12 protein-coding genes and 1 riboswitch are annotated in these 15,974 nt (G+C 44.3%); of the genes, 7 read left to right on the forward strand and 5 right to left on the reverse strand.

Annotated elements, in window-relative coordinates; translation table 11 throughout:
• Positions 1–5: 5 nt before the first annotated feature.
• The 3 genes from GKD17_RS01995 to GKD17_RS02005 form a co-directional block, all read right to left on the reverse strand.
• Complete coding sequence (locus tag GKD17_RS01995; RefSeq protein ID WP_007831341.1) at positions 6–2,282, reverse strand: anaerobic ribonucleoside triphosphate reductase; 2,277 nt, start codon at positions 2,280–2,282, stop codon at positions 6–8.
• A gap of 30 nt (positions 2,283–2,312) precedes the next feature.
• Positions 2,313–2,495: riboswitch (cobalamin riboswitch) on the reverse strand.
• An 81-nt stretch (positions 2,496–2,576) separates the two neighbouring features.
• Positions 2,577–3,212 carry a PAQR family membrane homeostasis protein TrhA gene (gene trhA / locus GKD17_RS02000; protein WP_007831343.1) on the reverse strand — a complete coding sequence of 212 codons (636 nt, stop codon included), beginning with the start codon at positions 3,210–3,212 and terminating at the stop codon, positions 2,577–2,579.
• Between the two features lie 4 nt (positions 3,213–3,216).
• Positions 3,217–4,719 (reverse strand): CCA tRNA nucleotidyltransferase, encoded by a 1,503-nt coding sequence (locus GKD17_RS02005; protein ID WP_007831345.1) that lies wholly within the window; start codon positions 4,717–4,719, stop codon positions 3,217–3,219.
• 17 nt (positions 4,720–4,736) lie between these two features.
• Here GKD17_RS02005 and GKD17_RS02010 point away from each other — a divergent pair, with 17 nt between their 5' ends.
• Positions 4,737–5,561, forward strand: coding sequence for a hypothetical protein (locus tag GKD17_RS02010; RefSeq protein WP_007831347.1), 825 nt, complete (start codon positions 4,737–4,739; stop codon positions 5,559–5,561).
• A gap of 85 nt (positions 5,562–5,646) precedes the next feature.
• Here the strand turns inward: GKD17_RS02010 and ruvA are convergent, their stop codons facing one another.
• On the reverse strand, positions 5,647–6,240 hold the full coding sequence (gene ruvA / locus GKD17_RS02015) for a Holliday junction branch migration protein RuvA (protein ID WP_007831349.1): 594 nt from the start codon (positions 6,238–6,240) through the stop codon (positions 5,647–5,649).
• Positions 6,241–6,415: 175 nt separating this feature from the next.
• On the opposite strand from ruvA, the gene GKD17_RS02020 reads away from it, so the two are divergent.
• Both GKD17_RS02020 and lgt read left to right on the forward strand, forming a co-directional pair.
• Positions 6,416–7,315: a diaminopimelate dehydrogenase gene (locus GKD17_RS02020; protein ID WP_007831351.1), complete on the forward strand. Its 900-nt coding sequence runs from the start codon at positions 6,416–6,418 to the stop codon at positions 7,313–7,315.
• A gap of 106 nt (positions 7,316–7,421) precedes the next feature.
• Positions 7,422–8,228 carry a prolipoprotein diacylglyceryl transferase gene (gene lgt, locus GKD17_RS02025; protein WP_007831353.1) on the forward strand — a complete coding sequence of 269 codons (807 nt, stop codon included), beginning with the start codon at positions 7,422–7,424 and terminating at the stop codon, positions 8,226–8,228.
• 41 nt (positions 8,229–8,269) lie between these two features.
• Here the strand turns inward: lgt and GKD17_RS02030 are convergent, their stop codons facing one another.
• The gene (locus GKD17_RS02030) at positions 8,270–8,881 is read right to left on the reverse strand and encodes an HU family DNA-binding protein (RefSeq protein WP_007831355.1); all 612 of its coding nucleotides are present in this window, start codon (positions 8,879–8,881) and stop codon (positions 8,270–8,272) included.
• Positions 8,882–9,549: 668 nt separating this feature from the next.
• Here GKD17_RS02030 and GKD17_RS02035 point away from each other — a divergent pair.
• The 4 genes from GKD17_RS02035 to GKD17_RS02050 are packed head-to-tail and all read left to right on the forward strand — an operon-like array spanning position 9,550 to position 15,896.
• On the forward strand, positions 9,550–11,868 hold the full coding sequence (locus GKD17_RS02035; RefSeq protein WP_007842207.1) for a TonB-dependent receptor: 2,319 nt from the start codon (positions 9,550–9,552) through the stop codon (positions 11,866–11,868).
• 34 nt (positions 11,869–11,902) lie between these two features.
• On the forward strand, positions 11,903–13,786 hold the full coding sequence (locus tag GKD17_RS02040) for a DUF4980 domain-containing protein (RefSeq protein WP_007831370.1): 1,884 nt from the start codon (positions 11,903–11,905) through the stop codon (positions 13,784–13,786).
• Between the two features lie 50 nt (positions 13,787–13,836).
• Entirely contained in the window at positions 13,837–14,997 is a 1,161-nt protein-coding gene (locus GKD17_RS02045) for an MFS transporter (protein ID WP_007831372.1), read from the forward strand.
• Positions 14,998–14,999: 2 nt separating this feature from the next.
• Positions 15,000–15,896 carry a carbohydrate kinase family protein gene (locus GKD17_RS02050; RefSeq protein WP_007842209.1) on the forward strand — a complete coding sequence of 299 codons (897 nt, stop codon included), beginning with the start codon at positions 15,000–15,002 and terminating at the stop codon, positions 15,894–15,896.
• Positions 15,897–15,974: the final 78 nt, after the last annotated feature.

Here is a 15,974-nt window from a genome sequence, read left to right on the forward strand (position 1 = left end):
GCTGATTATCCATGCTTTACCCGGTCACGCTCTTCGGCACGCTTGGCTGAATTCCAAGTGCTGAGGTCGCCTGTCAAATACCCGGTAATGCGACGCATTCGCATTATATTCTCGCTCTGGCAAACAGGGCACTTGTCGTAAATGACCCCTTTGTAACCGCAAGCCTGACAAGTATCAACAGGATGATTGATGGAACCGTATCCAATGCCTTCGTCATGCATTACTTTTACAATCTTGGCTATGGCTTTTACATTTTTCTGAGCTTCTCCGTCCAGTTCTACGTAAGTGATATGTCCTCCGCGGGTAATGGCGTGGAAAGGAGCTTCCCGTTTTATCTTCTCGGTGATGGTGATGGGCTCTTTTACATCTACGTGGAAAGAGTTTACATAATAGTCATTATCCGTCACGCCGGGAATGATGCCGTATTTGCGGCGGTCCATACGGGTGAATCGTCCGGAAAGTCCTTCGGCAGGCGTGGCAAGTACGGAGAAATTCAACTGATATTTCTGTTTGTATTCGTCTGCCACTTTATTCATTTCCGTAACGGCTTCGAATAATGTATCCCATGCTTTCTGGCTATGTGCGTGACCTTCTCCATAAAGAGCCATCATGGCATTGTGCCCGCCGATAAAGCCTATCCCCAATGTGCCTTGACGCAATACATCCCCCACCTGGTCGTTGGGCGAAAGTTTTCCTCCGCCTTTCCACACATCATTCCCCATCATGAACGGGAACTGGCGTGCCAAGGCTGTACGTTGATACTGGTAGCGTGCATACAATTGTTCGGCGATTAGTTCGGACAAAGCATGTACACTTTCTATGAATATTTCTTTTGCTTTTCTTTCTATGGCCTCTTTTTTGCCTGATTCTTCCAGACTTTCTGCCTTGATGCGTGCTTCGATGGCCAGCCGGGGCATATTCATAGTGGTGAATGACAGGTTGCCACGTCCTAATGAACTTTTTTCACCCGCTACATTTTCGTATACGCGGGTACGGCATCCCATAGTTGCCAGTTCATAGCGGTAACGTTTAGGGTCCTTGATATCCCATTTCTCATTTTTGTTATAAGGAGTATCCAAAAACATAAAATTAGGGAACAAGGCTTTTGCGGTGGTACGGCAAGCTTTCAGAAACAAGTCGAAATTGGGAGCTTGGAATTCCATGTTGCCTTCCAGTGCCGCTTCGAAATTTTCCATGGCTTTCTTATAGTCCTCTTCGGAATAAGATACTCCGTCTTTAACCTTGAATATCTGTATGGGGAAGACTGGTACTTCGCCACGGGTACCCAGGCCTTCGATGGTAGCTTTCAGCAGTTCCTCTATGACCATGCGGCCTTCGGGAGAAGTGTCTGTTCCATAATTGATGGAACTGAATACGACTTGATTTCCCCCTCGCGAATGCATGGTGTTCAGGTTGTGGATGAATCCTTCCATTGCCTGATGTGTATCTTTGCGCGTCATGGCGTATGCTTTCTCTTCAATTTTCTTGAGAGCCTCTGTTCCGGGTTCTTTTCCTTCTACTTCTATATAAAACTCGGTTAAAGTTTTCAGATGTTTGCGAAATGTCTTCCGTACCCCTTCCGCCATAAAGAAGTCGAAGGCGGGGATAGCCTGTCCGCCATGTTGCTCGTTCTGGTTTGTCTGGAATATGATGGTGGCCAGAGTGGCATAACTTTGAATGGACTGTGGAGTACGGATACTTCCGTTTTTAGTGCGGAAGCCGCGTTCGAACAAGTCATCCAGGTCATATTGGATACAAGTGGTAGTCTTGGTGGGATAGTAATCCAAATCATGTATATGTATGTCGCCCAACTGATGCGCTTCGGCATATTTTTTAGGCAACAAATATTTATAGGTATAGTCTTTAGTAACTTCCGAGGCAAAAGTCATCATCTGTCCGGCGGGAGTATGGCTGGACATGTTGGCATTACTCAGGTTGACATCATTTTTGTCGATGGCTACAATGCCGTCCATGATGTGCTTCATTTGCGTTTTACGGTCGCGTTCCGTATTCCGCCATTCGCGATAAATAATGTATTTCTTAGCCACTTCGGGACGTACTTTCATCAGTTCCTTTTCTACCAGATCCTGAATCTCTTCCACACTGATGGTTGGAGATACAAAATTGCTGATAACCCGCATGGTAATTTCAGCAATCAGTTTGTCTTCATTGTCAATTCCGGAGGCATGGAATGCCTTGCCGATTGCATTTTTAATTTTACTGATGGAAAAGTCTTCCCGCTTTCCATCACGCTTAATAATACAAATCTCAGCGTAATTCATTGTTGGAAAAATTAATTGTTAATTTAAAAAACTTGGCTGTCCTTCCAGGCAGGTTTTCTGACTTATCTCTCCCTTAAAACGCCTTCCCGCAAATAGTTTTGTAGTGGCATATTGTTTCAGTTCAACGAGAATTACAGCAGCGGGTACTGTTGCTGATTTTCACGGCATTCCCTCTTAGAAGGGGTTAACTTCACCTTGTCGGACGGCTACAAAGGTATAACATTTTGGGAAACTTTCTGTTTAAAAAATAAATAAAAGTTTTCCAAAACGGATAACTTATTGAAGATGGGAGGGTTATAAAATGTACCACAATGCCATCATATGGCAGATTGTTCCTCCTAATACAAACAGATGGAAAACAGAGTGCATATAGGGCAATTGGGGGAAGGAATAAAAGACAGCTCCGGTGATGTAAGACACTCCTTCGCCGATTAACCAATAAATAAAAACAGGAGGTACATGTTGGCAGAGCGGCTTGAAACCTACAAAAATGCTGCATCCCATGGCTATATAGCAAATTGTTTCCAGGTTGCTATGTTCTTTCAGGTTACAAAAACATAGAATGATCCCGGCGAGGGCGCATAGCCATACGAAACTAAGAATTCCCCATCCCCAATAATCTGCTTCCCGCAAGGCTATCAGCATGATGGGGGAATAGCTTCCTGCGATATGCAGATAAATCGAAGCATGATCGAATTTGCGCAACACTTCGCGGTGAGGAGATGGTTTGCTGGCATGATACCAGGTGGAGCTGATATAGGAAGACAGCATACCGAATAGATAGAGCCACATGCCACCTGTTGCCCACGGATTGCCACTTTTCATGGCAGTAAGCAACAGATAACCGCCGCCGGCGATACCTATCAGGATACCAACACCATGTGACAGGGTATTGGCCCACTCTTCTCCTTTGGTATAGTGTATGGTCAATTTCTTATAAGTTTTTGGGTGTTAATCCCATGCTTTTTGCTTTCTTCAACATGTGTTCTAAAGCAGCATCATGTTCATTAGGGATGATTCCATCCAGTATGGCATCCTTGATAGAACTTTTCAGACTGCCTATTTCACGGCAGGGCTGCAGGTCGAATATCCGCATAATTTCTTCTCCGTCTACCGGAGGTTGGAAATTGCGTATCCAGTCTTTTTCTTCCAGGTCTTTCAGTTTCTGGCGTACCAGTTTGAAGTTATCCAGGAATTTTTGTTTTCGTGCTTCATTTTTTGAAGTGATGTCCGCTTCGCACAGCATCATCAAGTCGTCAATATCATCTCCGGCTTCAAAAAGCAGACGTCGCACGGCGGAATCAGTTACTACATCATCTGCGATAACAATGGGACGCATGTGCAGGCTGACTAACTTTTGGACATATTTCATCTTCTCATTCATGGGCAGTTTCATCTTGCGGAAGAGGTCCGGAATCATTTTCTCACCGATAAAGTTATGATTATGGAAAGTCCATCCTATACGTGGTTCCCAGCGTTTGGTACGTGGCTTGCCTATATCATGCAACAGAGTGGCCCAACGTAGCCATAGGTTGTCGGTATGTTTGGAAATATTGTCCACAACTTCCAAGGTATGGTAGAAGTTATCTTTATGGGCACGGCCGTTCCGGGTTTCCACTCCTTGCAACGCTACCAGTTCAGGAAAAATCAAAGGTAACAGTCCGCAGCGGTCCAGTTCTATAAAGCCTTTGGACGGTATGGGGGCGAGCAAGATCTTGTTCAACTCGTCGGCGATGCGCTCTTTGGAGATAATATGAATGCGTTCCTTGTTACGTGACAGTGCTTCGAAAGTGGTGTCATCAATATAGAAATTCAGTTGTGTGGCAAACCGGACACAACGCATCATGCGGAGCGGATCGTCACTGAAAGTGATGTCCGGGTCCAGCGGCGTACGGATAGTTCTCTCTTTCAAATCGTCCAGTCCATTAAAAGGATCTACCAATTCACCGAAACGTGCTTTGTTCAGGCACACTGCCATGGCATTGATCGTAAAATCGCGCCGGTTTTGGTCGTCCTCCAAGGTGCCGTCCTCTACTACGGGCTTACGGCTGTCATGGCTGTACGACTCTTTACGGGCACCGACAAACTCCACTTCCGTGTCATGGTATTTAACTTGTGCCGTGCCGAAATTCTTAAAAACAGAAACGTGTGCTCCGCGTCCCAGCTTCTTGCCGAGGGCTTGTGCCATTTCAATTCCGCTTCCTACTACTACAACGTCTATATCCTTAGAGGGACGTGCCAAAAATATATCTCGTACATAACCTCCTACAACGTAACATTCCAATCCCAGTTCGTCTGCCGTTTCGGAGATTAACTTGAATATCTTATTATTAAAATGTTCTTTTAGTTCCATATTCATCTTAAAGAGGGGCAAATTTACGATTTTTTGCGCAGGATAAGGAGAAATCACGCAATTAAATTGTATTTTTGCCTGCATATAAAACGATCAAGTACATGAAAAAGATAGGATTAGTAGCATTATTTGCCTTGTTGCTGGCCGGTTGTGATGATGGCGGCGAGAAGAAAGCGCAAGAAAATTTGCGTAAGGCTGAAGCGGCTTTGGAAAAAGAGAACTTTAATGAGGCCAAATTGCAGATAGACAGTATCCGCATCCTTTATCCGAAAGCGTTTGAAGCCAGAAAACAGGGAGTCAAGCTGATGCAGCAGGTGGATTTGAAAGAACAGCAGAAAAGTCTGATTTACCTGGATAGCATGATGGTGGTGAGACAAGCTCAGCTGGATTCCGTCAAAGGTAATTTTGTTCTTGAGAAAGATACTGCATATCAGGAGGTGGGTAACTATTTTTATCCTACCCAGACGGTAGAAAAGAATATAGGCCGTTCATTCTTGCGCGGACAAGTGAACGAGCAGGGGGAAATGTCCCTTACCTCTATTTATTGTGCAGGAGGCACGTTGCATCACACGGCGGTGAAAGTGAGTGTGGGGGATACCTTTGCCGAAACTCCCGCCTCGAAAGACAGCTATGAAACCACTGACTTGGGCCGTGCAATCGAGAAGGCCGATTATAAGATGGGGGAAGACGGCGGCGTTATCGCTTTTATTGTAGCGAACAAAGATAAGAATATTCAACTTCAGTTTATCGGAGACCGTACTTATAAAACGGCTATGCAACCCAATGACCGTAAGGCGATTGCAGAATTAACAGAATTGGCGCGCATCCTGTCCGGCATGGAACAAATCCGTAAAGATAAGAAAGAAGCGAACTTGAAAATAGAGTTTGTAACCCGCAAAATGCAGGAACAGGAGGAAGAGAAGTGATGTGAATCGGAACACAAACAAAGCGGATTTTGAAAAGATTCCCCAAAGTCCGCATTGTCCGTGTCCCTTGTTTCATGTATAGCCCTTACAATCGCTTCAAGGCCAGCTTGATCACTTTCTCTACCGGGGCGGCAGGCTCCTCTTTCAGTATGGCAGCCACTACCTTTTGTGATGCGGCTTGTGCGAATCCCAGCATGGTGAGTGCGGAGATAGCCTCGTCATGAATTTCTGTATTGGCCGGATTGGCAAACATTTCACTGTTCACTGTTTCCACGCCCGAAGTGGCGATCTTGTCCTTTAAGTCCACTATGATGCGTTGGGCAGTTTTCAGGCCGATGCCTTTCACCGTTTTCAATAACTTGTCATTACCGGAACTGATTACTCCGCACAGTTCGGAAGGGGATAAAGCCGACAGAATCATACGTGCCGTGTTGCCGCCGATGCCCGATACGGAAATCAGTAACAAAAATAACTCCCGTTCCTGCTTGGTCGAGAATCCGTAGAGTACGTAGGCGTCTTCCCGGATCGCTTCATAAATATATAATTTCGTATTGCTCTGATTCTGAATGGCCGAATACGTATTCAATGAGATATTGATGCCATATCCCATCCCGTTACAGTCTAAAACTACCGTTGCCGGAGTAATCTCCGCAATGTCTCCTTTAATATATTCTATCATGGTTGTTTCATTTGAAAATTTACAGTTCTTTGCAAAAATAGGACATCTATCTTTTAAATTATAAGTTCGGCAAGAATATTTTTAAATTATTAGGTCGTAGTGAACAAAAAAATGAGGCAAAATGTTTATTTTTGCAGCGAATTAACAGATAATAGTAAACTAAACCCAATAAAAGATGAGAAAAATAAGAGCGGCCGTGGTTGGATACGGTAACATTGGTCAGTATGTAGTGGAGGCTTTGGAAGCTGCTCCCGATTTTGAGATTGCAGGTATCGTCCGTCGTAGCGGTGCGGAAAACAAGCCTGCCGAGTTGGAAGCATACGCTGTGGTGAAAGATATAAAGGAATTGAAAGATGTGGATGTGGCTGTGCTGGCTACTCCGACCCGTAGCGTGGAAAAATATGCTAAAGAGATTCTGGCAATGGGTATCAATACGGTAGATAGTTTCGACATTCATACACAAATCACTTCTCTCCGCCGTTCATTGGATGAGTCGGCAAAGGCCGGTAAGGCTGTCGCTATTATTTCTGCCGGATGGGATCCGGGAAGCGATTCTGTAGTTCGTACACTGTTGGAAGCCATCGCTCCGAAGGGCATTACTTATACCAATTTCGGTCCGGGACGCAGCATGGGGCATTCCGTAGCAGTCCGTGCCATTGATGGAGTGAAGGATGCTTTGTCCATGACTATTCCTGTGGGTACCGGTATCCATCGCCGTATGGTGTATGTGGAACTGGAGGAAGGTGCGGACTTCAAGACTGTGGAAGCCGCCATCAAGTCGGATCCTTATTTTGTAAATGACGAGACACATGTAAAACAAGTTCCATGTGTGGACGATTTGAATGACGTGGGTCATGGCGTTAACCTGGTTCGTAAAGGGGTATCGGGCAAGACCCATAATCAGTTGTTCGAGTTTGACATGAAGATTAATAATCCGGCTCTTACCGCACAGGTGCTGGTTTGCGTGGCACGTGCCTCCATGAAACAGCAGCCCGGATGTTATACCATGATTGAAGTTCCTGTAATTGATCTGCTGTGCGGCGACCGTGAGGAACTGATTGCGCATTTGGTATAAAGAGGTTTCCTCAAAAAGAACGATATTCTGAAAATCTCTTCTCCGTTTTATTTCGGAGAAGAGTTTTTTTTATTTCCTTTGTGCTCATAAACAAAGAAATAGAACAATGATAGCAAGTATTGTATGGGATGTGGATCCTATCTTATTTAAAGTAGGTAGTTGGGAAGTGCGTTGGTATGGGCTGATGTGGGGCCTTGGTTTCATATTAGCTTATGAAATAGTAAGCCGTTTATTCAAAAAAGAGAAGTATCCGGAAGACTGGGTGGACAAGCTTTTCGTCTATTGCATAGTCAGTACGGTCATTGGCGCCCGTCTGGGGCATTGTTTATTTTATGAATGGGACTATTATAGCGCCCATCCTGTTGAAATATTCAAGATTTGGAAAGGTGGGTTGGCAAGTCATGGAGGGGTGTTTGCCATCATTCTGGCTCTGATGTGGTATTCAAAAAAAGTAACCCGGAAAAGTGTGTGGTGGTTGTTTGACCGCATGATACCTGCTGTGGCGATTGTCTGCTTCTGTATCCGTTTGGGTAATTTAATGAATTCCGAGATATTCGGATATCCCACCACGTTGCCTTGGGGATTTGAATTTGTCCGTTCCCGGGAGTGGCATCAGCTGTATGAAGGTTTGCCTTGCCATCCTACTCAGATTTATGAAATGCTGTATTGCCTGGTTGCCGGTGTAACTGCCTGGGTGATGTACCATACATACCATTTACAAAAAAGAGTGGGATTAATAACCGGAGTAAGCTTGCTTATATTTTTTGGCACTCGTTTTGCTCTGGAGTTTATGAAGAATCCGCAGGTTGCCGAAGAGGCGGATATGACTTTTAATATAGGGCAGTGGCTCAGTGTGCCGCTGATTCTGCTGGGGGCGTATCTCATAGCTACCAGCCGTACCCGGAAAGAATAAAGGTTCCGGGAGGGGGGGGGAGCAAATGAAAGGACGCCTTTTCAGCTTTCCGGCATCGCCCTGTATATCACGTGCGGGGCGCGTCCGTCTCTTTCTATTTTCTTTTCATTGCTCCATTGGCGTAGTTCGCTGCCGGCTTTTGTTTTCAGCAACCCTGTCAAGGCACAATATTCCTTGCAAGTGATAATGGAGTGCTCTTTCAGATAATTCGTCAGCCGTACAAAGCGTTCTTCTGCTGAATATCGGGTGGAGGAGGTCCGGAAACCATATTCTGCCCGTTCCAGCTTTCCTTTGCTTCGTACCTCCTTACGAAATTTCCGGGTGGGTTTGAACTTTATGTTGTCAAAATGTACCGATGCGGCTCGTATCTCGCTTTTGTCCGTTACCTTGCGGCAAGTCAGTGTGGCCGAGAAAGTACCCAGTTCTCCCAGTTTTACGTTATAACCGTCTGCCAGGTAATTGGCGATAATGCTTTCCAGGTCACATAGCAGACCGACGACGGTCCCTTCGTGGACGGTGGAACGCCGGGCAATGTCTTTAGCCAGGTCTTTCAGGCTTTTTGTGCCCGATACTACAATTTGTGGATACAGGGTGGGCTGTTCCTTCTCTCCCTGTATGTCGGGGGAGGTTTTGAAATCATACTTTGCTGCCATGTTTAATGCTTTTTAATAGGGAGATTAAGTCGTTTCTTGCTGAACGCTAAGGGGATTCTTTCTATTAACTTCTATAGACACAGGCAATGGACCGTACGGTTTACTGTAGTGGACTGTACGGTCTGCTATAGTGGATTGTACAGTCTGCCATCGGAGTCTGTCTTAGTATTCAGGACAAAAGTACTTAATCATACTGGAAAAACCTATTAATTCATAGGAGAAAAGAGCTTGTACGGGCAAATTAGATGTTCCCCTTGAAGGTTTGAGGGATTTTCCTTTCATTGTGGCGTCTTTCTTTTCAGTTGGTGCTGTTGTAAAGGTAAGTGTTTTATGCTGATTACCGGCATACTTCGGATAGAAAAAGAGGAATTGGGATTTTTTTTCTCTTGCTTGCCTAAAGGCGGGCTGATAGTAGGCTGAAGGATAATCCTTCAGGTGTTTTCTTCGATGAAATGGGGAAAAAACAGCAAAAACTGAAGGCTGAAGGAAAATTGGGATGAACTTGTTTTTAGAGGTGAAAAGGCCTATGGTTCACGAGAAATGTTACATAATCCGTCACTTTTGTTGCAATGAAACAAAAATGCCAGCAGCTGTAACAAATGTTTTATAGAGGTTGCCGGCTGTCCCCTACCTTTGCCTCAGAAAAACTTCTAAAAACATTTAATGCTATGAACAAAAATCAGCAAAAGAACCGGATGGGCGCGGTCATTATTTTACTTGCCGCCGCTTGCTTGAATGGTTATGCACAACAAGATTCTACCAAAGTGGCCTCTAATTCGAAAGAGGAAGGCAATCGCAATGTCATGTTGAATGCGGCTAGTGCCAATGGTCCTCGTGAAATCTCTATCGGTCTGCCCGGTGGTGATGTGAATGTACTCGAAAATGGTCTTCCTGTAGTATATAATTCGAATCCTCATAATGTAAACACGCATTGGCGCGGAGACAGCAGCTTGGGACATACCGGATTGTTGAAGATTTCCGAAACAGCGATTACTACCGGCAATATAGGTTATGCTGTCAATTCATTTACGGAACTCGGCTTGAATAAAGAGAAGAAAATGAATGGCGTGCTGAACTACGGCACCAATCATTTCGGTAAACAGCAATTTGACTTCAATCTGAATGGAAGCATCGGAAAAGATTGGTTTTACAGCGGCAGTATCTATCAGAATTTTGATCCGGGTTCGTTCAAACTACGTTTTGCACAATATCAGGACCGGACTCAGATCTATAAGTTTGCTTTGACTAAGTTCTACAATGAAGGACGTGGACAGCTCTCTGCCATCTACCATTACAGCAACAGCCATTGGTTGTCCAATGCTACCACCGGTGCACCATTTATTTATGTAGGCGATGGGAGTGTGAAGGAGATTCCCGGTTTCGGTCTCGGTACTTCTTCCTATCTGCCTAATGTATCGGATATGGTTTATATGGACATGCGTACCGGAGAGATGAAAAAGATCAGTCTGTATGATGCTACGGCCAGTAAAGGAAATCAGTTGACGGTTCTTAACCGTTACCGGTGGGATAACGGGTTGGAGTGGAAAATCAATATGAAGTATGACCATGCTTTGGGCTCCTATCTGTACCAGACTCCGATGTCTATGGAGCAGAAAGTATTGGCCGACGGCTATAGCACCAAAGGACTGGATGGAGCTTTGAATCCTTATGAAGGATATGTACAGAGCCGTATGTCCTGTTTCAACCGGGGGAATATAGATGAATTCTTCTTTACCACCGAGTTGTCGCGGAAGTATGATTATATGACTTGGCGTGTGGGGGTGAACGAATGGTATTATGATGTGGACTATGCTTCGAACACTACCATGTACGACCATACGGTAGAAGAATATCCCCAAATGTTGTACAGCGCCGATACGAAGGATATTCATCATTACGGAAATACTCCTTATTATAATCTGAACCAGAATGCTTCCGAATATTACAAAGGACATGAAAACAAATTGGCTCTTTATGCTACTCACGATTGGGATATCACTGATCAATGGAATGTGTATTATGGCGCACGCTTTGAGTACCAGCGTCTGGCAGGAAAGAACCTGGCGGTATATAATGCCGAAGGCAATCCGGTAGGCCGCTTTGCCGGTTATCATATCGGGGCAGTTGCGGCCGATGGTACGAAGATAGCTCCCCGTCATTTCAGCTACGATTGGTTGAACATGGCTTTCACGGCGGCCGCTACTTATAAAATGACGAAACAATTTGGCTTTACCGCCGATTTTACCTACAATACCCAGCGTCCGAATATGTCGAACTTTGCTCCTGCCGAGATGCCGAATGTAGATAAGATTACGATTCCTTTGGGGCGTGCGGGTATTTATTTCAATAATGACTGGATTAGCCTGACCTCATTATTCAGTTACATTGCCAAGACTAACAACAACTCTACCTTGAACCTGATTAATCCGAATAATGATAAGGATATTAAGGCGGCTGCATTGAGTTATGATATTGAAACAATAGGATGGACGACGGATGCAGTTGTGAAACCTTTCAAAGGATTTGATTTCCATTTCCTGTTCACTTACCAAAGCCCGAAGTATAAAAAGTATGAAACGGGAGTGACTTTTAGTGACGGGACAACATCGGGTATCAATGCCACCGGCAATATCGTTACTGAAATTCCGAAGGTGCTGATAGAGCTGGACCCTAGTTACAACATTACCAAAGACTTGAAGGTATGGGCAAGTTTCCGTTATTTCAGCAAAACGTATGCGAATATCAAGAATGCTTATTACTTCAACGGTCGTTGGGAAACATTCGGTGGAATTAACTGGAATGTAAACAAACATCTGTCCTTAAGCGGAACTGTGATAAACTTCTTGAACCAGACCGGTGCTAAGGGCAGCATCTCGGGGGCGGAATTGGTTGATAAGGAAAATGCGGCAGCATATAATGGCGCATGGATGGCAGGTAGCTATATCCGTCCGTTCACCGTAGAATTTGCGGCGAAAATAACATTCTGATTTTAATAATAAAACTTTTAATACCATATATTCCATGAAAACAAATCTTGTTAACCTTGTATTAGGTTTAGCCTTTACAGCAGGCACAGTTTCCTGTCAGTCACAAAAAAATAATCTGGTGTTCGAACATCAGGGGGATACAGTCACTATCGTGCATATTGCTCATTCCGCTAAATATTTGTTGCTTCCGATTCAGGAAGGCAGTAAGGAAGGACAGGTGAAATTGGAAACAGGCAGTCCGGCTGATACTGAAATGGATATTCGTCTAGCTATCGACAGTGTAGAATATTATGTACCTTTCGCTTTGACTCAAAGTGAGGGGGGCGCTACGGTGACTATCCGCAATGTGGCCGCTGATGCTCTTTGTTGGGACAGCATTAAAGTCTCGGATACATTTGATACAACAAACAGAGATAAATTCCGTCCTCTTTACCATCACACTCCGCTTTATGGATGGATGAACGATGCCAACGGACTGGTTTATAAAGATGGTGAATATCACCTTTATTTCCAGCATAATCCATACGGCTCTATGTGGGGGAATATGCATTGGGGACATTCCGTGAGCAAAGACTTGGTTCATTGGGAACACCTCGACCCGGCGATTGCCCGTGATACTTTGGGGCATATCTTCTCGGGAAGTGCTATTGTGGATAAAAATAACAGCGCAGGCTACGGTGAGAATACAATTATTGCTTTTTATACTTCGCACCGTAATGTACCCGGTGGACAGAGTCAGGTGCAAAGTATGGCATACAGCACGGACAATGGACGCACTTATACAAAATATGAACAAAATCCGGTCCTTACTCCGTTTGACGGGCTACAGAATTTCCGTGATCCGAAAGTATTCTGGTATGAGCCCGAACAGAAGTGGATTATGATTGTCAGTGCGGACAAGAATATGCGTTTTTATTCATCTGCAAACTTGAAGCAGTGGGAATACATGAGTGAATTTGGAGAAGGATTTGGTCCTCAGCCCAATCAGTTTGAATGTCCGGATTTCATTCAGTTGCCTGTAGATGGTGACCGGTCTAAGATGAAATGGGTGATGATTGTAAATATCAATCCGGGATTTGTTTATGGAGGCAGTGGTACTATGTATTTTGTAGGCGATTTTGACGGACATCGGTTTGTATGCGATACGAAACCCGAGGTGGTGAAGTGGCTCGACTGGGGAAAAGATCATTATGCCACCGTTTGCTTCTCAAATACAGACAACCGTATCGTTGCTGTTCCTTGGATGAGCAACTGGCAATATGCTAACTATACTCCTATACAGCAGTTCCGTAGTGCCAATGCTTTGCCACGTGAATTGAGTCTGTATACAGGTGAGGACAAGCAGCTTTATCTGAGTGCCGCACCGGTAAAAGAGATGGAAAACTTACGGAAGGATTCTAAAAAACTGGATGACTTTACAGTGAATGGTGAGAAGCGTTTTGAAACACTTTTTGAAAATAATGATGGCGCTTTCGAACTGGAACTGCAATTAACATCGGCAGGTAAAGAAGCTGGTTTTGAATTGCTGAATAGTCTGGGTGAGAAAGTGAGGATTTATCTGGATGCTGCGGAAGGACGTGTGGTAATGGATCGGGCGGAAAGCGGTATTGTAGACTTTGGCAAGAAGGTAAAGCCGCATGATTTGGATACCGAAGAGAGTTATGCTCGGTATAAAGAAGTGACGGTGAACTATAAAAATGATTTTGCTTTGGGTACTTGGGCTCCGATAAACACCGCGAAAGGACATAAGGTTCAAGTGTTTGTGGATAATGGAAGTGTGGAACTGTTTGTTGACGGCGGTCGCATTGCCATGACTAATCTGGTATTCCCGAATGAACCTTATAACTCCTTACGTTTTTATAGTGAAGGAGGGGAGATGAAAATCTCAGATTTCACAATATATAAATTAGGTCTATAAATAGGTCAGGTGAATAAGATGAAGAAATAAAAAATGAAAAAATAAAAGCCATGAATAACAATAAAAACCTATATGCCAAATTAATTCCGGTGATGCTTTGTTTCTTCGCCATGGGGTTTGTTGACTTGGTGGGGATTGCGTCGAACTATGTAAAGGCTGACTTGGATCTCACAGATTCGCAAGCCAATGTCTTCCCCTCACTGGTCTTTTTCTGGTTCCTGATTTTCTCCGTACCTACGGGTGTTCTGATGAATAAGATAGGGCGCAAAAAGACAGTCCTTTTGAGTTTGATAATCACTTTTGCTTCTTTATTGATTCCTGTTTTTGGAGACGGCTATACCCTCATGCTTATTTCCTTCTCTTTGTTGGGGATTGGTAATGCATTGATGCAAACGTCCTTGAATCCGTTGTTGAGTAATATCATTGCCGGGGACAAGCTGGCAAGTACATTGACTTTCGGACAGTTTGTAAAAGCTATAGCTTCTTTTCTGGCTCCTTATATTGCCATGTGGGGAGCTACTCAGACCATTCCTTCTTTCGGATTGGGATGGAGGGTGCTGTTTCCTGTCTATATGGTTATAGCTGTTTTGGCTATTGCCTTGTTGGGTTCCACACCTATCGAGGAGGAGAAGCCCGATAAGGCATCCGGTTTCAAAGCCTGTTTCGCTCTGTTGGGTAAACCGTTTATTTTGCTATCCTTCATTGGCATCATGTGTCATGTGGGCATTGATGTAGGTACCAATACGACTGCTCCCAAAATATTGATGGAGCGTTTGGATATGACATTGGCTGAGGCCGGTTTTGCGACAAGCCTTTACTTTATTTTCCGTACGGTAGGATGTTTTCTCGGAGCATTTATTTTGCAAAAGGTTTCTGCGAAGTCCTTCTTTGCACTCAGTGTAGTGTTTATGTTACTGGCAATGGCGGGACTTTTTATTTTCCATACGGAAACAATTATTTATATTTGTATTGCCATGATTGGTTTCGGTAACTCCAATGTGTTTTCCATTATCTTCTCGCAGGCGTTGTTTGCGATGCCCGATAAGAAAAATGAAGTTTCCGGACTGATGATTATGGGATTGTTCGGTGGTACGGTATTTCCGTTGGCTATGGGAGTTGCCAGTGACGCGATGGGACAAAGCGGCGCTGTTGCCGTAATGACTGTAGGAGTGATTTACTTGTTATTATATACCTTAAAAATAAAGAAATGACCATGAATAACATTATTGTAGGAATGGGTGAGGCACTATGGGATGTGCTGCCCGAAGGAAAGAAAATTGGTGGTGCTCCGGCAAACTTCGCTTATCATGTATCACAATTCGGTTTCGACAGCCGTGTGGTCAGTGCGATTGGTGATGATAAATTGGGTAATGAGATACTTGAGAACTTTGATAGCAAGAAATTGAATTATCTGATAGAAAAAGTTCCTTATCCCACCGGAACTGTGCAAGTGGAACTGGATCCTAATGGGGTACCTATGTATGATATAAAGGAAGGGGTTGCCTGGGATAATATTCCTTTCACTCCCGCTTTGGAGGAACTGGCCCGTAATACCCGTTCGGTATGTTTCGGTTCATTGGCACAGCGCAGTGTCGTTTCACGGGAGACTATCAACCGTTTCTTGGATACCATGCCCGACGGCGAGGGACAGTGCAAAATCTTTGATGTGAATTTGCGTCAGGGATTCTATACGAAGGAGATTCTTTGCAACTCCATGAAAAAATGCAATATTCTGAAGATTAATGATGAAGAACTGGTCACAGTGAGCCGCATGTTCGGTTATCCCGGTATTGATTTGCAGGATAAATGTTGGATTCTGCTGGCTAAATATAATTTGAAGATGCTGATACTTACTTGTGGTGTTAATGGCAGCTATGTCTTTACTCCGGGTGAGATTTCATTTGTAGAGACTCCGAAGGTGGAAGTAGCTGATACGGTGGGAGCCGGTGATTCTTTCACGGCAACGTTTGTGGCAGCCGTGTTGAAAGGAAAATCGGTTGCCGAAGCGCATAAACTGGCGGTTGAGGTTTCTGCTTATGTATGTACACAAAATGGGGCTATGCCCGAATTGCCTGCCCGTTTGAGGGAACAGTTGGTTGATAACGGGTAAACCTGCTAAGGGGCGTTATGAAAGAAGCTATAGGATTTTCAGGCATATTATAGATGCCTGAAATCCATTTTAAATGTC

The sequence above is a fragment of the Phocaeicola dorei genome, from assembly GCF_013009555.1.
GTDB classification, from domain to species: Bacteria; Bacteroidota; Bacteroidia; order Bacteroidales; family Bacteroidaceae; genus Phocaeicola; species Phocaeicola dorei.